This is a genomic window from Coleofasciculus sp., assembly GCF_046565525.1.
Classification (GTDB): domain Bacteria; phylum Cyanobacteriota; class Cyanobacteriia; order Cyanobacteriales; family Coleofasciculaceae; genus Coleofasciculus.
The window spans coordinates 81909-101314 of sequence record NZ_JBKHUP010000006.1; the positions used below are offsets into that span (position 1 = coordinate 81909).

The 19406-nt window shown below is 45.1% G+C and carries 15 protein-coding genes; 10 read left to right on the top strand and 5 right to left on the bottom strand.

Annotation, left to right across the window (positions count from 1 at the left end; all coding sequences use genetic code 11):
* The first annotated feature begins 458 nt into the window (after positions 1–458).
* The 6 genes from rimP to ACLGGO_RS03445 all read left to right on the top strand — a co-directional run bounded on the left by rimP (position 459) and on the right by ACLGGO_RS03445 (position 7374).
* A complete protein-coding gene (gene rimP, locus ACLGGO_RS03420) occupies positions 459–920 on the top strand; it encodes a ribosome maturation factor RimP (protein ID WP_446334156.1) in 462 nt (153 codons plus the stop codon).
* An 87-nt stretch (positions 921–1007) separates the two neighbouring features.
* Complete coding sequence (nusA, locus tag ACLGGO_RS03425) at positions 1008–2342, top strand: transcription termination factor NusA (RefSeq protein WP_446334155.1); 1335 nt, start codon at positions 1008–1010, stop codon at positions 2340–2342.
* 211 nt (positions 2343–2553) lie between these two features.
* Entirely contained in the window at positions 2554–2832 is a 279-nt protein-coding gene (locus ACLGGO_RS03430) for a YlxR family protein (RefSeq protein ID WP_446334154.1), read from the top strand.
* Between the two features lie 398 nt (positions 2833–3230).
* A complete protein-coding gene (gene infB, locus ACLGGO_RS03435) occupies positions 3231–6218 on the top strand; it encodes a translation initiation factor IF-2 (protein WP_446418273.1) in 2988 nt (995 codons plus the stop codon).
* Between the two features lie 39 nt (positions 6219–6257).
* Complete coding sequence (locus tag ACLGGO_RS03440) at positions 6258–6914, top strand: low-complexity tail membrane protein (protein ID WP_446418274.1); 657 nt, start codon at positions 6258–6260, stop codon at positions 6912–6914.
* A gap of 256 nt (positions 6915–7170) precedes the next feature.
* The gene (locus ACLGGO_RS03445) at positions 7171–7374 is read left to right on the top strand and encodes a hypothetical protein (RefSeq protein WP_446334151.1); all 204 of its coding nucleotides are present in this window, start codon (positions 7171–7173) and stop codon (positions 7372–7374) included.
* A 254-nt stretch (positions 7375–7628) separates the two neighbouring features.
* Here ACLGGO_RS03445 and ACLGGO_RS03450 read toward each other — a convergent pair whose 3' ends face one another.
* Positions 7629–8201, bottom strand: a complete 573-nt coding sequence (locus tag ACLGGO_RS03450) for a pentapeptide repeat-containing protein (RefSeq protein ID WP_446334150.1) — start codon at positions 8199–8201, stop codon at positions 7629–7631.
* Between the two features lie 205 nt (positions 8202–8406).
* Here ACLGGO_RS03450 and ACLGGO_RS03455 point away from each other — a divergent pair, with 205 nt between their 5' ends.
* The 4 genes from ACLGGO_RS03455 to ACLGGO_RS03470 all read left to right on the top strand — a co-directional run bounded on the left by ACLGGO_RS03455 (position 8407) and on the right by ACLGGO_RS03470 (position 11122).
* Positions 8407–8547: a hypothetical protein gene (locus ACLGGO_RS03455; RefSeq protein ID WP_446334149.1), complete on the top strand. Its 141-nt coding sequence runs from the start codon at positions 8407–8409 to the stop codon at positions 8545–8547.
* Between the two features lie 9 nt (positions 8548–8556).
* Positions 8557–9183: a TenA family protein gene (locus ACLGGO_RS03460; RefSeq protein WP_446418275.1), complete on the top strand. Its 627-nt coding sequence runs from the start codon at positions 8557–8559 to the stop codon at positions 9181–9183.
* A gap of 94 nt (positions 9184–9277) precedes the next feature.
* The gene (locus tag ACLGGO_RS03465; RefSeq protein ID WP_446418296.1) at positions 9278–10195 is read left to right on the top strand and encodes a hypothetical protein; all 918 of its coding nucleotides are present in this window, start codon (positions 9278–9280) and stop codon (positions 10193–10195) included.
* Between the two features lie 75 nt (positions 10196–10270).
* Complete coding sequence (locus ACLGGO_RS03470; protein WP_446418276.1) at positions 10271–11122, top strand: sulfotransferase domain-containing protein; 852 nt, start codon at positions 10271–10273, stop codon at positions 11120–11122.
* 337 nt (positions 11123–11459) lie between these two features.
* Here the strand turns inward: ACLGGO_RS03470 and ACLGGO_RS03475 are convergent, their stop codons facing one another.
* The 4 genes from ACLGGO_RS03475 to ACLGGO_RS03490 form a co-directional block, all read right to left on the bottom strand.
* On the bottom strand, positions 11460–12386 hold the full coding sequence (locus tag ACLGGO_RS03475; protein ID WP_446418277.1) for an Npun_R2821/Npun_R2822 family protein: 927 nt from the start codon (positions 12384–12386) through the stop codon (positions 11460–11462).
* Positions 12387–12417: 31 nt separating this feature from the next.
* On the bottom strand, positions 12418–13410 hold the full coding sequence (locus tag ACLGGO_RS03480) for an Npun_R2821/Npun_R2822 family protein (protein WP_446418278.1): 993 nt from the start codon (positions 13408–13410) through the stop codon (positions 12418–12420).
* 5 nt (positions 13411–13415) lie between these two features.
* Positions 13416–14369: a glycosyltransferase family 10 domain-containing protein gene (locus tag ACLGGO_RS03485; protein WP_446418279.1), complete on the bottom strand. Its 954-nt coding sequence runs from the start codon at positions 14367–14369 to the stop codon at positions 13416–13418.
* A 166-nt stretch (positions 14370–14535) separates the two neighbouring features.
* Positions 14536–19245, bottom strand: a complete 4710-nt coding sequence (locus tag ACLGGO_RS03490) for a CHAT domain-containing protein (protein WP_446418280.1) — start codon at positions 19243–19245, stop codon at positions 14536–14538.
* Positions 19246–19406 lie beyond the last annotated feature (161 nt).

A 19406-nucleotide genomic window follows, 5' to 3' on the forward strand; every position in this document is an offset into this window, starting at 1 on the left:
TGCGCTAAACTCGAACATAGCAACGGAAGTCACTCTATCCTGATGTCGGAGTCTGGGGGCATGTAGCTGTAACCAAAAAGCTGGACACTTTTATCCATTGTTACCCAAAATTGGGTATATATTTGTTCTGATAGAATGGGTCAGCCAAGAGTATGTATACTTTATTGGTATACCTATCCAGCCAAAAACCACGGTTAGGTAAGTGAAAAAATAGCCGCCAGTTAGGTGGGGGAGAGCCTGTGGACTGGTTGAGTGCCGTCACCGCCAGGGTGAAGCAGGAAGTAAGCGTCAGGGATGTCCACTTGTGGGTAACTTTGGGTAAGTCTTATGTAACGGAGCTGTAAAACTTTTCCCAAGTACACAAGCAGGGTAGAGATTGTGTCAATCGTCGCTAGGCTTCTTGGAAGAAATTTTACCTGGAGGTGGGTTGAACCCACTTTTTTTGTTGAAGTTTTTCTATGACTTATCCCCTGATTCCACAACTAATCGATTTGGCCACCCCAGTAGCCGAAAAATTGGGATTGGAGTTCGTTGGGGCGGTTTTTCACACGAATAGACGCCCACCTGTACTTCGGATAGATATCCGCCGCCGCGACGGCGACACGGGCGTAGATGACTGCGAACGCATGAGTCGGGCTTTAGAAGCAGAACTAGATGCCGTGAATCTTATTCCAGATGCCTATGTTTTGGAAATTTCTAGTCCTGGGATCTCGCAAGAGCTAACGACAGACCGAGATTTCATCGCCTTTAAAGGATTTTCCGTAGTGGTCAACACCGCTGAACCTTATCAAGGACATAAAGAATGGCGAGGGCAATTAATTCGCCGGGATGATACCAGCGTATATCTCAACCGAAAAGGACGGGCGATCGCCATTCCTCGCGATCAAGTGACTAAAGTGCAGTTCGATGAGCAGGGTTAAACCCCTTTAGACCATTAGGAATTACTCATTGAGCATTGGTCATGGGTTATTAACGACCCAAAACAAACAGTTTATGGAGATTTGCCTATGTCTATCGTTAATCTGCCTGGATTAAAAAAGATGATCGAAGAGATCTCTCAAAGCCATAATTTACCCAAATCGGCAGTCCAACAGGCACTGAGAGAAGCACTGATCAAAGGCTACGAGCGCTATCGTCGAGCGCAACGCATGGAGCGACCTCATTTTGATGATGAATACTTTAACAACTTTGAAGTCGATTTAGATATTGAAGAAGAAGGATTCCGCATTCTTTGTACCAAAACCATTGTTGAGGAAGTTGGCAACACCGATCATCATATTTCCCTAAAAGAAGTTCAAGAAGTGGCATCAGAGGCACAATTAGGTGACTCGGTAGTCCTGGATGTTACGCCAGATCAACGTGATTTTGGTCGAATGGCAGCGATTCAAACCAAGCAGGTACTCTCCCAAAAACTACGAGATCAACAGCGCAAGTTGATCCAAGAAGAGTTTGAAGAGTTAGAAGGAACGGTTCTCCAAGCCAGAGTGCTACGATTTGAGCGGCAATCGGTGATCATGGCGATTAGCAGCGGCTTTGGTCAGCCGGAAGTAGAAGCCGAACTGCCCAAGCGCGAACAATTACCCAACGATACCTATCGCATTGGCAGTACCTTTAAGGTTTTTCTCAAAAAAGTGCGTGAAGGTCCTCACCGTGGACCTCAGCTTGTGGTTTCTCGAGCTTCGGCTGGTTTAGTTGTCTATCTATTTGCCAATGAAGTCCCAGAAATCGAAGATGAAGTTGTGCGGATTGTGGCGGTGGCACGAGAAGCCAATCCGCCCTCACGTCATGTCGGACCTAGGACTAAAATTGCTGTGGACACCCTAGAGCGGGATGTTGATCCCGTGGGAGCTTGTATCGGTGCTAGGGGATCGCGCATTCAAGTGGTCGTCAATGAATTGCGCGGCGAAAAAATAGATGTCATTCGCTGGTCGCCTGATCCCGCTACCTATATTGCTAATGCTCTGAGTCCAGCGAGAGTGGAGGAAGTATTATTGGTGCATCCAGAAGGGCGTCAAGCTCACATTTTGGTCACTGAAGACCAGCTCAGTTTAGCCATTGGCAAAGAAGGGCAGAATGTTCGCTTAGCTGCTCGTCTCACCGGTTGGAAGATTGATATTAAAGATATTGCTAAGTACGACCACGAAGCCGAACACCTGAAAATGCAGGAGTTACAAGCCATGGTAGCTGAGACGGAAGCGGAACTAGCCGATGAAGAGGAGGAGGAGGAGCAACTAGAGGAACAGACTCTCTCACCAGCCGATTTAAAGTCAAAGGTGACAAATCCTCAACCCCTAGCTGAGGAAGAATTTGCTAAAGGAGAAGAGGAAGATATTTTGTCCTAATCTTAGGGGGATCAACCCAAGGCAGTAGACTGTTTAAGGGAGTTGAATCTTTGCACCTGACTTGATCAATAGGGAACGGGGAGAGATTGTCATGGAAGCTGGTATATACCGTCGCTCAAGACACCCTCCTCACCGCCCTAGTTCACCGCAATAGGCTCTGCCGTGAAGATCAAGCTCTTTGAGCCTACAGGAAAATCGTTGTCCGCATCCTATGGAACCCAATTACCGACGTTGTCTGAGTTGTCGCTGCGTGGCTCCAAAACAAGAATTTTGGAGGGTTGTGCGAATCCATCCATCGCGACAGATAAAATTAGATCAGGGAATGGGACGTTCGGCTTACATCTGTCCTCAATCGAGTTGCCTGTCAGCCGCTCAGAAGAAAAATCGATTGGGGCGATCGCTGAGGACCTCGGTTCCCGATGAAATTTATCAAAGACTATGGCAACGTTTGGAACCTAGTCCCTGGAGCATCCAACGCAGCAACGATTGATCCAATCCATTCAAAAAACCCCAGCGATGCTCTCAATGAACCTAAGCAATCGCTAGGATAGTAGAGGAGTACCATTACCAATGGTGTTCGGAGGTGAGTCTGACCCTGATCAAGCTAGCAACTCCTACCTGAGGACAACACTCAGGGTCGAGAAAATGAATCTAGTTTTGTTAAGATTTTTGTAAGTTAACCATCCAGGATCTGATAAGAGTGTAGAGATATCCAATTGGCTCACACTCAATGAGCGCCTGTGTAACATGAGTTATTGGTGAGTTATCGAGTAGACTCTTAAACGACACCTTATTGATTTAAGCCAATCCGGCAGGAAAACCAATGACCACGCACGCTTTCAATCATTTAGTTATGGTGTAACAATATGTACGACGGGGGAATAGTGGATGAACAACGGCAAAGTCAGAATTTACGAATTATCACGGGAATTGAATTTGGACAACAAGGACATTTTGAATATTTGCGAAGGACTTCATATTGCAGTCAAGAGTCACAGTAGCACGATTACAGAATCTGAAGCTGAGCGAATCAAAGCGGCGGCGGAAAAATATGCCGAGGGGATCACCAGCCTCAAAGGTCGTGACCAAACAACCTCAGCATCTGCTAACCATACAGATGGGCATTCTAACAATCAGCGCAAACAGCAAATTCTGAGTGTTAAGCCTAAGCCTCGTTCCAGTTTTAGCTCTTCCCAGGGCTCCGCACCTGGGTCAAAGTCTGCTCAACCCCCCGTTAAGCCAACTGTGAATCCACCACGTCCACCCGCCCCGCTCAATCGACCGACACCAGTGAATTTGCACGAGGACAATCCTGAGTCAGAAACACCAACTCCATCTCAAGGGTCACAGGAGAACGTTACCGTAGCTGAAGTGGAAGCTAAACCCCAACTTATCCAACCCCCCGTTCGACCAGCGTCACCGAAACAAAATCAGCCCACCCAGGTCGAACGACCGAAATTGAAGCGCGATCGATCAGATGAGACTCCATCAGAGTCGGCTAAGGAGCCTCAGCCGACTGAATTGGCGAGTTCTCCTGAAGCGCCAACTCCTCCTCAAGCTCCCGCCCCAGCGCGTCCTCAAGCTCCAGCTCAGCCCGTTCCTAAACTACAAGCCCCCCCCAGACGCTCCCGACCGACTCGTCAGGATGACAGCATTGAAGTGGCGGCTATCGATTCGGGTTCGCGGGAACAGAAGCCAGGGGCGGTCGATGAGGAGACAGAAACCCTTCTGGAAGCCCCAGAACTCAACGCTTCCAAAGTCAAGCGACCCACGCCGCCACGTCAGTCGAAAAAACGTGAATGGATTGATGAAGAAGAAGAGCGGGAAGGAGCTAAACCCGCAAAAGCGGCTAAGCTCAAGCGGCGACCTCAACTGATCGAAGAGGATGAGGAAGAGTTCGATGGTGACGACCAAGAAACTGACACCCCTGCAGCTATCAGTATGTCGGTGGCTCGTCCTCCTAAACCTAAATCTCAAACGGGACAGACTCCGCCACCAACGGCAGCCAGTCAGGTTAGGAAAAAGCCAGAAGTTAAAACCAGTAAACCAGAGAGTCGCGATCGCAGGCGTGAAAAGCAAGAAGTCTCTGAACGCCCTGAGCAAATTGTGTTAAACGATTCGCTAACCGTTCGAGAACTGGCGACTAAGCTGGAGATTGCCGAAACTGAAATTATTAAACAGCTATTCTTCAAGGGATTGGCGGTGAATATCACCCAAACTCTGGATCTGCACACTGCTCAAATGGTCGCCGAAGAACTGGGCGTTAATGTTCAGACAGAAGAAGCAGAATCAGAAGCCGCTAAAACCGAAATGCTGGATGCGGCTGACTTGGAATACCTGGTGCGGCGTCCACCGGTGGTCACAATCATGGGTCACGTCGATCACGGGAAAACCACGCTGCTCGATGCCATTCGTGAAACCAAAGTGGCACAAGGCGAAGCGGGTGGAATTACCCAGCATATTGGTGCTTACCATGTCGATGTGGAGCATGAAGGTCAAGTCCAACAGGTGGTCTTCCTCGATACTCCAGGTCACGAAGCCTTTACGGCGATGCGGGCACGGGGAGCGCGAGTGACCGATATTGCCATTTTGGTCGTCGCCGCCGATGATGGGGTGCAACCGCAAACCAGAGAAGCAATCAGCCATGCCAAAGCTGCTGAGGTGCCGATTGTGGTTGCTGTTAACAAAATTGACAAGGAAGGGGCACAACCTGACCGGGTGAAGCAGGAGTTAATGGAACATGGATTAGTGCCAGAAGAATGGGGCGGTGAAACGATCATGGTGCCCGTAAGTGCTATCCAAAAAGAAAACTTGGATACGCTCCTGGAAATGATTCTGCTCGTTTCTGACATTGAAGAACTCTCCGCTAACCCCGCCCGATTAGCCAAAGGTACGGTCATTGAAGCCAACCTGGATAAATCCAGAGGTCCAGTTGCCACCTTGTTAGTGCAAAATGGCACGCTGCGGGTGGGTGATACCTTGGTTGCGGGATCGGTCTTCGGTAAAGTACGAGCCATGACCGATGACCGAGGTAAACGGGTAGACGAGGCGGCTCCCTCCTTTGCCGTAGAGGTATTGGGTTTAAGTGATGTCCCGGCGGCAGGTGATGAGTTTGAGGTCTTTGCACAAGAAAAAGAAGCTCGCGCCATTGCGGACACCAGAAGCCAAGAACAACGCGAGTCTCGCCTGCAACAGGTGATGTCCTCCCGTCGAGTCAGCCTGAATAGCCTTTCTGCCAAAGCTCAAGAAGGAGAACTCAAAGAACTCAACTTGATTCTGAAGGCAGATGTGCAAGGCTCCGTCGAAGCCATTCTGGGTTCACTAAAACAGTTACCCCAAAATGAAGTTCAAATCCGAGTGCTACTAGCGACGGCTGGAGAAGTCACCGAAACTGATGTTGACTTAGCGGCGGCTAGTGGTGCGGTAATCATTGGCTTTAATACCACTTTGGCTCACGGCGCTCGATCCGCTGCGGAAAGAGAGAGTGTTGATGTGCGCGAATACAACATTATCTATAACCTCTTGGATGACATTCAAGCAGCCATGGAAGGGTTACTGGAGCCAGAATTGGTAGAAGAACCCTTGGGTCAAGTGGAGGTCCGGGCTGTTTTCCCTGTCGGTCGCGGTGCGGTGGCAGGTTGCTACGTACAGTCGGGCAAAGCGGTTCGCAACTGCAATATGCGAGTGCAACGCCGGGGTCAAATGATCTACGAAGGGGTGCTTGATTCGCTGAAGCGGATGAAGGATGATGTCAAAGAGGTCAATGCCGGATTTGAATGCGGTATTCGTGTCGATAGATTCAATGATTGGACTGAAGGTGACATCATCGAAACCTACAAAATGGTGAGCAAGCGCCGAACTCTATCAGCGACCTAGGTCACAGGTGATTAGTCCTTGGTTAATGACGAAGGACTAATGACAAAAGATAAAGGAAATCAGATGCGCTCTTTTTGGTCTGAACCGTTCTTGTGGATACATTTGGCGGGTTTAGCGGCACTGCCCCTAACCTTAGAGATAGTCGCCTTAGGACTGGCAACGGGTGAACTCCTGTTGCCAGTCTGGCTAGAACTCCTAGTTGTGGCAGTTATCGGTATCGCACCAGTTTTGTGGATGCAATTGACCCGCCCCTTTGATATTTTTAGTCTGCTCATCGTTGCTCTCAAACCCGATCGCCTAACGGAATCGCAGCGACGACTGCTGAGCTTATTTGACCGGAAAACCAACCCGCTGCTGACGATTGTGGCAGCAGGTTTTATGGTATGGGTACTGTGGCAAATTTATAGCATCGCTCCTCTAGCCGCAGGTGTCGTTCCCTGGACAGTTCAATGGCGCATCGCTGGATTGGTTTTGGCAGGAATAGGGTTTCTGGCAAGTCACTTATTTTTGCAAGTGCCTCTTTCTGTGGTGCAAGTTCTGCTCACGAGTGAGGCAGAGTGGGCAGCGACTCAACCTTATCCCGTGGAAAAAATACCAGAAAAGTTTACCGTACCAGGGTTTCGGGTCAAACAAATTTTACCTGCGATCGCAACAGAGTCATCCTCGGCTGAATCATCCCCTGAACAGATGGATTGAACCAAGTACCCTTATGGGGATCTTAAGAACGCTAAAAAGAATAGTGAAACCCGCCCCTACAGACACTTCTGGCATCACGTATGGAACACTCAAAACTTATGACTCGCCTAAAAATCTGGGCATGTTGGCAATCAGTTGTTGCAAATGTAACAATTTAAACAACGCAGCTCAGTTATTCTGAAATTAAGGTTAAAAAATACAAACAACATTTAAGAATTGCTACTGACTCATTCTGTTTAGATCACAACAAGGATTTATGAAAAGCACAGCTATGTCCGAATCCAACAACTTTTCCCCAGACAGTCCAGTTTGGGACAATCTCAAAGAAGCGATCGCAGCCAGTTCGGGATTTAAACGCTGGCAGATGGAGCATCCTGCCGCACACCATCTTCAGGATCGAAGCTTGGAGCATCGGGTGCGTCGATATTTGCGGGATACCTTAGAAACTCTGGCTTATTAAAAATCCGAGAAAGCATAGTCGGATTGAGTGACGTACTCCTACCGTCAATCAAAGATTAGACTTTCGGCTTCTCCTCTCCAAAAGGAGATTCGCGTTTTATAGTGAGGCGACGCCCAACCCCACTTTAAGCAATACATAGCAGGTACTTTGTACGGCTATAATTTTACCTACCTCGACTTATGACTTATTCAGCAAGCTCTAGTTAGACAGTTGAATTATGAATAGGCAACAGGGAATAGAGAAAAATCAATAAATTAAGGTAATAAAGTGCCATCAGGCATAATGGCGTAGCTAAGTTTAGCGTTATTCAGAATAGTATTATCCAAGTCAGCCCCTCTCAAGTCAGCCCCCCTCAAATCAGCAGCCGTCAAATTCGCATTACTTAAATCCGCCGCCCTTAGTTTAGCAAGACTTAAGTTTGCACCAACTAGGCTAGTACTCGCTAATTTAGCCAAATTTAATCCAGCGCCAGCCAAATTAGCACGAGTTAGATTTGCACCGATTAATGCTGCCACAATCAGATTAGCTCCGGTTAACGTCGCATCCGTAAGATTCGCAGAAATCAGACTCGCACCACTCAGGTTGGCATACTCCAGATTGGCACGTCTTAAATCGGCACGGATAAGATTAGCACCAGCCAGATTAGCCCCCCTCAAATTAGTATTGCTTAACAGAGCATCCGGCAACTGTACCCCACTCAAATCACACTCGACACAGCTACCTGTTTGTCGCAATTGTTCTAGGTGTGCTGGATTGAACCCTTGCGCTGAGGGGTTTAGCCAGAGAGAGGTAAACAGGATGAGAGGGGGAAAGACTTTAAATGTCATGGCATGACGTTTGACTTCTTGGTGAGTGCTAGGGGAGATTACTAAACCCAACGCTCTAGAATCGATGACTCCTATCACCTAAAGCTTAGACTATCATCACAAAAAATTAACGGTTTGCATCACCAGCCCCTTAATTGAAATCACAGATAGTGAGAAGATACTGGCAGTTGACAGCTCACAAGAGCAACAATGAGAGGAGTGGGTTATGCTGGAAAGACTACTGCTAGCGATCGCGGTTACATTCTGTGTGTATCTATCGGTAGACGGTGGATTTGACAAAACACCGATCCCTTCAGTCTTACAACTGCCAACCCTTCCCGAACAACATCTGGGTCCATGGCAATAAATAAGGGTTATGACACTTAGCAGCGATTTATGGCAATCCAATCAAGACTTGGCAAAGGAGTGTCTAACACACCCATTTGTCCAAGGTATCGCTACAGGGACACTTGAGCGTCGGAAATTTGCTTACTATGTGGGTCAAGATGCTTTTTTCTTAGAAGCGTTTGCTCGCGCTTATAGTGTAGCCGCCGCTAAATGTTCCGACTGGGATGAATTTAACACGTTCCATAATCTCGCTGGTGGCGTTCTCGAAGAACTACGCCTGCATCAGAATTATGCCACAGCCTGGGGAGTTAACTTACACCAGATTGAACCCGCCGTAGCCACACGCCGCTATACTGACTTCTTGTTGGCAACGGCTTGGGGACGTGAGATTGGTTTAATTACAGTAGCGATGACACCCTGCATGCGCCTGTATGCGTTTTTGGGTCAACAACTGGCAAAGGATGGTATTCCCGGACACACCTATACAAATTGGATTCGCATGTATAGTAATCCAGAGTTTGAGCAGTTAGCGCAGCAACTAGAGAGGTTGACGGATCAATACGCCTCACTCTCAGCCTCTGTGAAATCCAGCTATCGTTATGCTATGCTATGTGAACGAGACTTTTTTCAGGCAGCGTGGCAGATTAAAACCTGACTAGGGCTAAGTGCTAATCACTAGCTTAATGGTTATATAGATTAATGCAATTCAACCAATAGGCTCTAGAATAAACTATAATAAATAGTTTGTGATGAAAAAATTTTGTATTTTGGAGCAAGGTGGTTTGTGTAACGAACAAATCACTATCGAAAAGAAAAATTTATTTACAACTCAATTTAGTGATTTTTATAGATTAAATTGGAGAACCGAAAATGACCCTTATGCTTTTATCACCCGAAAGAATATAACATGGAGTGAAGGGCGAAGCTTCCTATACGAAAGTGTTCCCAAGAATTATGATTATTACATATTTATAGATGACGATATTGTTTTTAATTCTGATGGTGAAGATATCGCGTCAACAATACAAGAATTACTGATTGAATATAAACCGCTTACCGGTACTTTCTTCAATTGGGAAAGCTGGGGCTTTAAAGGACACTTGAACAGAGAAGTAACTCTGGCTAAGAAGGCTTTTCCCATTTCCGGTTATGATCAGCAAGTTCAGATTTTTTCAAAAAGCTTTGCTGATGTGATGTTTCCAGTGCCTTATCATGGGGCAAGGAGATCAATGTGGTATTCCCAATGGGCTTGTCACAAGCTTTTCCCTTTTAAACAACTATGTCTTACAAAAATTCAAGTCAAGGGAATTCGTAGTAGTAAACAAGCTAGCACTCAAAATTTTTTAAATTACATGACCTTTTCTCCCTATGACGAAATAACACTATTATTTAATCATGATGTATTCGATAAATCTTTTAATTTTCCGAAAAGTCAGGTTATTGCAAATAACTTAGCGATTTTCGATAGTCAGCCCGATAAAACTGAAGTTCAAATTTATTTGAGTGATTTAGCGAAACTTTATGATATCAATAATTTAAACTTTAAACACCGGACTTCATTGGCAAATAATAGTTACAAACGAAGGCTTTTATTCAAGCGATTACGCTATCCAAGATATTTAATAAGAAAACTATATTCATCAGTTAAAAATAATATTGTGAATTAACAACTAATCAAAGATAAAGTTGCGAAATATCAGCAAATTAACCCGATCTTAATAGTCTAACATCTTGTTAAAATTATGATAAAACCTCCCACAAAACATCCAACATTTATAGTCATAGGAGCTCATAAAGCTGCCACAACATCTCTCCATTACTACCTGCAACGGCATCCAGAGGTATATTTAATTCCAAACAAGGGTACGGATATTTTAGCCAAACGCCATATCAGTTCCCTTGATGATGCAGGTGAATATCTCGCTCAATACGAAGATGCCCGCAGCGAAATTGCGTTAGGCGAAGTTTCTAGCGTATATCTTCATGGAGAAGGAATTCCGGCAAGAATTAAGCGCTTATTCCCCAACGTTAAGCTTATTGCGATACTTCGTAATCCTGTTGAAAGGGCTTACTCCCACGCTCTTTTCAATGAGAAAATGGTAACAAAAGACAATATAGAAAGCATTCAGTTAAGTATTTTAGAATCGAAAGAGTTGTTGAAACCCGGGTACTACTATAAATATCTTAAAACCTATTTTGAATTGTTTGATAGAGGGCAAATTAAATTAATGCTTTATGATGATTTGGCAACTAAAAAAAATGATTTTTTTAAAGAGATTTTAAGCTTTATTGGTGTAAATCCCAATTTTGAGCTGAGTGCCAATCGTCGTTATCACAAAAGTAAACTTAGTCGTCAAGGAATCATCTTGAATGTTGTGGAAGTTATTCGTGCGAACAGTAACATTAAACCTTATTTGAAGTTTTTTCTTACGCCAATATTCCCACAGATCAAACGCTTCGTTGCTCAAAAGACTGAAATGCCCGTGCCACCATTATCAGAGGAAGTGAGACGGAAACTGATTGAGATTTATCGGCATGACATTGTTCAACTACAGGAACTTACTGGATTAAACTGCTCCCATTGGCTGGTATAAATAGGGTCTGCTGTATGAGTGTGGAAAGCATACAAAATAAGAGTTTCAAGCCATTTTGCCACCTAACAAGTGCAAAGTTTTGATACCTAGGACACTCAAAATCTTAGGATTTTCGCCGACCTAAGCGCCAAATTTTACCTCAACAGAGGCTTGAAACCATTACCCATTGCCTATTCCCTATTCCCGGTTTCCACCACAAGACTTATTCAGCAGCCCCTAAATATGTTACACTGCAATTAGCTTTAAACGCTAATTACTCTATTATTTCAGTGAAATACCCTTAAGAAAAACCCCTAAAACCTTGTTTTGGCAACATGGCGATAATTATGGGTAATCGTCAGGACATGATATTACGGCTAATTTTCTTTTGAATCCGTTGCCACAGATTTGGCTGTTTCTGGATCTGTAAAAATTCATCATCGGGTATGGATTCACCAAGATAACGATAATATTTCCAGATATCCCAATAAGGACAACCGGGTTGGATACGAATTCCTGCCCAGTGTAAATAGTCTAGCGGTTGATTCACATTCGGATCAATCAGGTGATGATCTTGAACCTGAAAATGTTGACTACCCGCCCAACTTCCTGGCGCACCACCAGGGCGGCGCACAATATTAAATCGTTGGGGAACATGCTTTAATATCATATAGTTGATGATGGGTTGATCTGAGGTTTTTTGGGAAAAGTCAAAGTATTCCGGATGAGAGGCACATTCCGTGAATGTTTGATATAGCGTTTCCTCAGATATCGTATTTTTCTTGGCTCCCCAAAACCCGCCATTAAACATATCCTGAATATCATTTTCGCTAAATACACCGTCTTCTAAGACTTTTGGCGTAAATACATTTTTGATTCCACCGCTATGTTGATAGTCATAGCAAATAAAATCATACTTATCTAAGTAGTCGGTTGTCTCTATGATTTTATCAAAGACAACAATATCCGTATCGATATAAATAAATTTCTCAAAAGCACCAAACCAACAAGCTTGTTTGCGGAATTGATTGGGGCGAGCAAAAAATCCTTTGCCAAATATTTCGTATAACTGATTAGAAAGACGTTCGATAAAGTCTAAATCTTGATATAATTCTACCTGATAGGAGTCTTTTAAAATTTTAGCAATGGTTTGATGTTTATCATCATAAGGAATTAAGCAAATCGGCGTATCAGGATCATGGAAGCGGATACTTTTGAGCAGCGCGATCGCCTGTTCGATTACTTTGTCATTGGCTGTAATATAAATGCCGCGATTTTTGGTCATTTTCTTTAGTTATATTAATTTTGGAGTTTAGTTAAGATAATTTCAACTTCTTCAAGATTCGCTGAGATAAACTAGAGGGTTGATTATAAGGTTTGGGTTGAGTCGTAAATTGCGGCTTTTTCTCTGGTTCATGAAGATAGCGATAATGTAAAAACAAATCTCGATAAGGAAAATCAATGTTTTCCCCAGCACAAACTTTAGCGATTAATTGGGAAGAAACCCCAATGTAGTGCATGTAGGTGAGTCGATTGCCTTTGTCATAAAGAATATGTTCATTTTCTTGAAAGTGGGCTGATGTTACACAGCATCCCGTTTTTTTCTCCTTGGGTAACTCTAAAGCCAAGTTATAGAGCGATAAATTCGGTCTCATCATCATGTAGTTGAGGAGCGTTTGATCCGGTGCCATGGGGTAAAGAACTTCAGCATCTCCGGCTTCGAGTTGCTCAATAATCCAGTTTCGTCGTTCTTGATCAAATAGATTTTGTTTCGACGCATAAAAACCAGAACAAAAGATTTCTGTTTTTAGTCTTTCGGGGGGGAATACTTGCGTTAGCTTGGGCGAATCAATGTTATATACATGAGTTAAATCTTTGTGCTGAAAATCATAAACCACACAGTCATTGTCCTGAAGTTTAGCAAAGATAAACTCGACAGGCGACATCAGCAATGTATCCGCATCCATGTAGAGGAAGCGATCAAAAGGTCTATCAAAGGCACAGTAACGCCGATGGGTGCCAAATCGATGATAACCGCTACTGCCAATTTGACGCCAACGTTGGTGGGCTGTGGGATGACTATCCCAAGCCTTTTGAGCAAACTGATCCCAGCGCTGTATGGACTCAACATTATCATAGAGTTGGACGTTGGGACGACGGGCAATTTCAGCCGCAATTTTTGTTGTGTTGTCGTTGTAGGGATAGACACAGACAGGCATTTGTGACCCGACAATTGCCTCAATACTGTTGAGTAAGGCAACCAGTTGGTCGTAAACTGGGTCACTGGCTAGGGTACAAATTCCGTCCATGGTGTTTAATCAAATTTAGCGACAAAATCAGATAACCAGTTCAGGAGGTTGAGTTTATGTAGGATGATTTGTCTAGCTTGTGCGATCGCGTCCTTGGCTTCATACCAAGCATCTGGGGTTGAGGTTACTTCTTTAATATAAGCGATGCCCTGCTCATCTAAGCTAGGGAGCCGCAAAAAGCTTCCGGGTGGCAGTAATTTATCCGCCGCCGAACCCCCATAGTAGATGGGTAAACACCAGGCGAGTAGAGCATCCCAGAGTTTTTCGCTGACATACCAATCATTCCCAGCATAGTTTTCGATCGCGAGATTATAGTAGTAAGATGCCATGCCATGCCATTTGTTTTTCAGGCTACCCTTTCCCTGCGCCCAGTCGGGTAATCCGCGCCCATAGAGGTCAAACTCAAATCCACTCTCCCGTAATGATTGTAAGAACGCTAAACGTCTACGATGTTCAGCGGTGCGATCGATTCCGGAGGTGATCCAACTACAAGTATGTATTTTTTCCGGTGGTATCATTTCATTTAATTCTCGGAAGGAATTAGCGTGATACCAAATAGCGGGCATATAATCAGGCGTTGGGGCAAAATCATCCGGACCTGAAATGTAACCGCAATAATTTTTCGCGGCTTCGTAATTTGCCCGATTAGTTTGAACAACTTTTTCCAGGGGTGGTTCTCGTAATAAATAGATTATCCGCTCTTTGGGAACGTTGCGTAACTGGGAGGTTACATCAGGTTTTGATATCTTTTTTTTGCGTAAACCTTTCCACCAGGGGAGTTTCGGGCGAGGTTGGGGAAACGAATATTGGTACATCAGCAGAAAATCAGGCTCAGAGGCTTGGGAGAGCATTTGAATTTTATCCCAGACTCCACAATGGTTTGGCGTTTGTTGCCATAGCCAGTCCGCTTGATTAAGTCCATGATAACTACTAATCATTCCGACAATTTTTCTGCCCATATTTTTTTGTCAGTCTACTGTATCAGTCTTAGCATTTATCCGGTTAGTCAGCCAACTGTAAAAATTGGGGAATAGATTTTATGGTTAAATCGGGCGCACATCTGTGCGCCCCTACGGTTTCCGGGCTAATGGTTAATTCATCTTGCTTAGGTGTGCCACACTACTACTACCAAGGGCTACCCACAAGGGTTAAAGCACTCCAGTAGTAGGGATGGGTAAAGTCTTGATCTCCTAATTTGGCGAGTTTTGGGTTTAATGGAATCCGCAAATCCCCAGCAATTAGCTGTTTTTCCTCTAACCGTATTTCACCTTTAAGCATAGCAAGTTGAGTTTGCCGCAGGGCTTCGGCTTTAATCGGGGCTTGTTGCAAATGCTCATAAAAGCTGGTCATGAATCCCAGAGTTCCTGCATCACTAACATACCAGAGACTCCCTAAGGCGGACTTGACTCCGGCTTGTATGGCTAATCCAGCAAACCCTAATTCGGCTTCTCTATCTCCCAAGGCGGTGCGACAAGCGCTGAGTACCAACAGTTCTGTGGGGGGATTGTTTAATCCCAGTTTCCCTAATTGATCTAATCTGAGTTTTTGGTTCCATAACTGGATATAGGAGTTAGAGGGTTGACCCGATTGAAATTCGCCGTGAGTGGCTAGGTGGACAATTCCAAAGGGTTGGGATGAGCGGATTTGCTGGAGATTTTCTAAAGTAAAGGCTTCGTTGAGAAATGCTTTACCTTGCCACAAAGAACCTGCGATCGCGGCTAATTCTAAGGGTACAGCAGGTAAGGGGTTCAGATCCTGGAATGTATCAGCACCCATGGCGAGGACACTAACATTGCGGATATCCACATAACGAGTATCAGTGAGCGATAGACTGGGCATTAAGCCAACGCTGTAGCGTTCCACGAGAAATCCTTCACCATCATGTAGCGCCGCGACAGGTAAAGAGCGTAATCCCCCATCCATGACAAAGGCGAGGTTATCAATGTCTTGCGCTTGTAAATTTTCTTCTAGGGGAGCAACGAGCCATTGATAAAGCTGTTTAGAGGGGGTGAGATAGTCACGGGGAATGGTTACGCTAGTCACGTTGCGGCGAAATTCTTGAGCGACTTCTAGGACTTTCCCACGGGTTACTCCGGCTATGCGTCGCCGAATTGGGGGTTCCTTGGCGGAGATGATCAGCAGTTCTAATTGATCACTATCTTGAGGGGCAATTGTAACATGAGGTCCAGAGCGATTGAAGTAGGTATCATATTCCTCGGTATTATTCGTTTCTAATCCTGTATAGTTTGTGTTTTGCGAAATTTCCGTGGGAGCAAAGCTGACATAAATGAGTGCGGGTTTTGCCCCAGTTGCTTGTTCAATTTCACTCAAAATTTGACGCGCTTCTGTCTCGCTTTTGATCGGGGTACTTAAGCGATTGGATGCGATGGTTTGGACAACCGAGAACGATTCGATTTCCTCTTCTACTTCATTTTGTATTAGGGCAGTCGGTGAAATTTCGATGACCTCCTCTGGCGGTGGTGGCGGTGGTGGCGGTGGTGGCGGTGGTGGCTCAACAACGTTAATACTAACCTGTTGCGGTTCAGAGAAGGAGACGCGATCGCTCCCTACAATGGTAAACGCTGTAATGTCGCCAGTGTCGTCAGTTGGCGGGGTGTATACCAGAGTATCTCCTTCCTCAATTGTGTCTCCAGGTTCTAGGACGATACCATTTTTCGTCAAGGTTCCCGCATTAATTTGATCAATTACAATTGACAAACTCGTATCACCATTTTCATCCTCTAGAGTTGCCTGTAAATCTTCAAAGGTAAAAGTAATCGGCTGATTTTTTTCTGTGTCGGGTAGGGTGGGATTTAGCGTTAAATCGGGTGGGCTATTAACGGACGTGATAGTAATACCGTTGGGAGTATCATCTGCGTCACCGCCTTCTGGCAGAACTGGAAATGAGCCTGAAGGCAAAGAAGTTTCGCCCGTATCGATACTTCCGGCTAAACCGTTAGTCGTTAAACTGCCAACAACAAAGGGTACATTCTCTGATCCGCCATCATGCTGGATTTCAACCGAACCATTTTGAATTGTCCCACCCAATGGACTACTTGCCCGAGTCACGATAGTTGTACTTGTCTCATCCAGTAATCCTGTTCCTTGCACAACTCCATTGGCGATGATGCGTACATTTCCAGCCGTTGCATCTCCACCATCTTGACCGATCGCAGAAGTATCTATAGTGGTAAACTCAATAGTTTCACCAGCCTCTAAGATGACAGAACCTGAAGTATCATCAAACCCCTCTGTTGAGGAATTAATTGCACCTGTTTTTATCGTACCATCAGCTCGCAAATCTACGTTACCACCATTACTAAAAAAACCAGAGGAATTAATAGTTTCAGTTTCGATATTTCCTCCAGCATCTAAAGTGACACTTCCCGCGTCTAACCCACCAGAGCCATCATTAAAGGAATCAATCGCACCTGTGGTAATATTTCCACTCGCTGCAATGATAACGGGACCACCATAATGGTCAACTCCTTCACCAAAATCAAATATACCAACTGCAATATCACCAACCGTTACATTGCCAGGGGATGAGGGTTCTCCTGATGAATCGAAAGAAGTTTCTCCCGCATCTATAGGAACATTCGGAGGATTGTCCAATGTATCCAAACCTGCTCGTAAAATCAGCGCAGGTTGACTGATTAATATACCAATATCGGGATCTCCACTCTCGCTGAGCGCATCGTCTGGTTCTGTAATCGTAATATTTCCCCCGGAAATACTACCCGTCGCTTCTATTTTCAGCGAAACCCCTGTATAATCACCGAAGCTTACATCACCAATCGCACTAATAATCGGATCGCTTTGACTCAAAAATACCCCTGAATTACCCAACAGGTTTAAAATTGAAAAACTGCCACCACTAGCAAAGTGAGCATCTCCAGAAATAATTCCATCGCTGACTAAACTTAGATCACCTCCACTGACAAAGGGAGTCTGGTAAAGATGATTCAGCGCTAAGATATCAATGCCCAGATTTCCTCGAATATAAAGATTCCCACCCGCTTGGGCAATAAAAGGATTCTCAATACTATCACGCACAAAGACTGTGTTGTTAGCGAGGAGATTCATATCCCCACTTGTTCTAAGTTGGCTCTCGATGAGAGTCAGATTTTGCTGGGCTGAAAGGGTAGCTGTTCCAGCATTGATTTGATTAACGGCGACATCACCAGTTTGGACTTCAGTATCCGAGTTTGTGAGTTGAACTTGTCCTTCCGGAGTAACTGTCACGTCTGAATTAGTATCTACACCCTTACCTGTAAGGAGTTGAGGTAACATCTGAGGTGTAATCGGTGTTGGATTACCTTGGTTAGTTGTCGGCGGTTCAATTTGTAAACTCAGGATTTGTCCGGCTTGATTAATTTGTAATCGACTGGTTCCCGGTACTGAGGCTATAGTGATATTTCCTTCTGGGGTTGTCAGCGTACCCGTACTCAGAACCGTTCCCCCAATTAGGGAAAGATTCGCGGCGGCTGGTACAGCTAAGTCTCCCGTATTAATGATACTTCCTGGCTGCAAGGTTTCAAACCGAAAGCTATTGGGGTTTCCTACTAAGTTAGTATAGTCATTACTGGCAAATGCGTTAAACCAGCTTCCATTAAAGCCAATGCCAGTTGCAGTGGTTGCGGTAAAGGATGCCGGGATGTTCAGTTGGGAATTGGCTCCGAAGACTATTCCCGCCGGATTCATTAAAAATAAGTTAGAGTTGCCTCCCGTAACTTGAATTAGTCCATTAATGATAGAGGGATCACCCCCAATAATTCGCCCCAATATATTGTTTATACTTGGCTCAGAAATAAAATTGGCACTCTGATTATCATCAACTCCCAATTCGGCAAAACTATGGAATAGATTTGCACCATCTGCTGATTTAGAACCGCCTGTGATGTTGATTTGGTTGCCTGCGGGCGTGACAATTGTACCCGTGCCATCATTAGCGGGTGTAATCGATTGAGCTTGGACTGTTTTGTGCCCAATCATAGCCACCCCTGAAAGAGTTGCCAGAGATAACCCAGCAATTTTCAGGGTTGAGGATAGAAGCGGCGTTTTGCGTTTCAAACCGAACCGCGCCTGCATTTTTGCGCCTGTCCTTTTTGTGTGTAAATCCACCTCCCAGCGATCGCTCAATCCCCGCCGTTGCAGCGCCCGTCTCATGGCTGCATGACAATGGGAAATTTGTTGCTCTCGATTCTGATACGAAAGACTGTCTGGGTTGCTGCGGTAATAATAGAGAGGTTGGGAAATATGGGCTATTTCTGTCGTTTCGGACAACCGTAGACACAGATCGTAATCTTCTGCATATTCAGCTTGCCGATCAATTCCCCCAACTCTATCGAAAATAGAACGACGAATTAATCGGAAGTGGAACGTCATGAAGTTCGTCAGCAGTCGCTGTTTAGAATAGGGAATACGACAGCGTTGTCCGTAACCAATGACTTTGCCGTTTTTATGAATGTCTAAGTAGTCGGTGTAAACCATCCCTACATCTGGCTGGGTATCCAGAATCGCGGCGGTTTCCGCCAGCGCTGTCGGGGCTAAGAAGTCATCGCTATCCACCCAACCGATATAGGAACCCGTGGTTTGGGCGATCGCACGTTGGAGTGAAACAACTCGTCCTTGATGTTCAGCGGCGATTACCTGGACTCGTGGATCGCGTTTAGCATAGTCTTGAGCAATAGTAACAGACCCATCCGTTGACCCGTCATCCCATACAATTAACTCAAAATCCCCCCAGGTTTGTGCCAGTATGCTGTCAATAGCTGCACCGAGGTAACGTTCTCGATTATATGTGGTGATGACAAGAGAAATGGTGGCAGTCATGGCATCCTCCAAGAGGGTGGTTTTTGGGTTCTTGATGCGTGGATAATCAAACTGGGGAAGGACAATTTTTGGCTGACTGTCCAGATTTGGTTTGTGCGATCGCCTGTTTGACCCTACTTTCTATCGTAATCGAGGGATTTGCGATCAGCTAATTCCAGAAA

Bases quoted from the DNA above. Each gene is read 5' to 3' on its own strand.
- ACLGGO_RS03475 (WP_446418277.1), bottom strand. From the start codon at position 12,386: ATGACCAAAAATCGCGGCATTTATATTACAGCCAATGACAAAGTAATC.
- ACLGGO_RS03460 (WP_446418275.1), top strand. From the start codon at position 8,557: ATGACACTTAGCAGCGATTTATGGCAATCCAATCAAGACTTGGCAAAG.
- ACLGGO_RS03450 (WP_446334150.1), bottom strand. From the start codon at position 8,201: ATGACATTTAAAGTCTTTCCCCCTCTCATCCTGTTTACCTCTCTCTGG.
- nusA (WP_446334155.1), top strand. From the start codon at position 1,008: ATGTCTATCGTTAATCTGCCTGGATTAAAAAAGATGATCGAAGAGATC.
- rimP (WP_446334156.1), top strand. From the start codon at position 459: ATGACTTATCCCCTGATTCCACAACTAATCGATTTGGCCACCCCAGTA.
- ACLGGO_RS03470 (WP_446418276.1), top strand. From the start codon at position 10,271: ATGATAAAACCTCCCACAAAACATCCAACATTTATAGTCATAGGAGCT.
- ACLGGO_RS03480 (WP_446418278.1), bottom strand. From the start codon at position 13,410: ATGGACGGAATTTGTACCCTAGCCAGTGACCCAGTTTACGACCAACTG.
- infB (WP_446418273.1), top strand. From the start codon at position 3,231: ATGAACAACGGCAAAGTCAGAATTTACGAATTATCACGGGAATTGAAT.
- ACLGGO_RS03430 (WP_446334154.1), top strand. From the start codon at position 2,554: ATGGAACCCAATTACCGACGTTGTCTGAGTTGTCGCTGCGTGGCTCCA.
- ACLGGO_RS03445 (WP_446334151.1), top strand. From the start codon at position 7,171: ATGAAAAGCACAGCTATGTCCGAATCCAACAACTTTTCCCCAGACAGT.
- ACLGGO_RS03455 (WP_446334149.1), top strand. From the start codon at position 8,407: ATGCTGGAAAGACTACTGCTAGCGATCGCGGTTACATTCTGTGTGTAT.
- ACLGGO_RS03465 (WP_446418296.1), top strand. From the start codon at position 9,278: ATGAAAAAATTTTGTATTTTGGAGCAAGGTGGTTTGTGTAACGAACAA.
- ACLGGO_RS03485 (WP_446418279.1), bottom strand. From the start codon at position 14,369: ATGGGCAGAAAAATTGTCGGAATGATTAGTAGTTATCATGGACTTAAT.
- ACLGGO_RS03490 (WP_446418280.1), bottom strand. From the start codon at position 19,245: ATGACTGCCACCATTTCTCTTGTCATCACCACATATAATCGAGAACGT.
- ACLGGO_RS03440 (WP_446418274.1), top strand. From the start codon at position 6,258: ATGACAAAAGATAAAGGAAATCAGATGCGCTCTTTTTGGTCTGAACCG.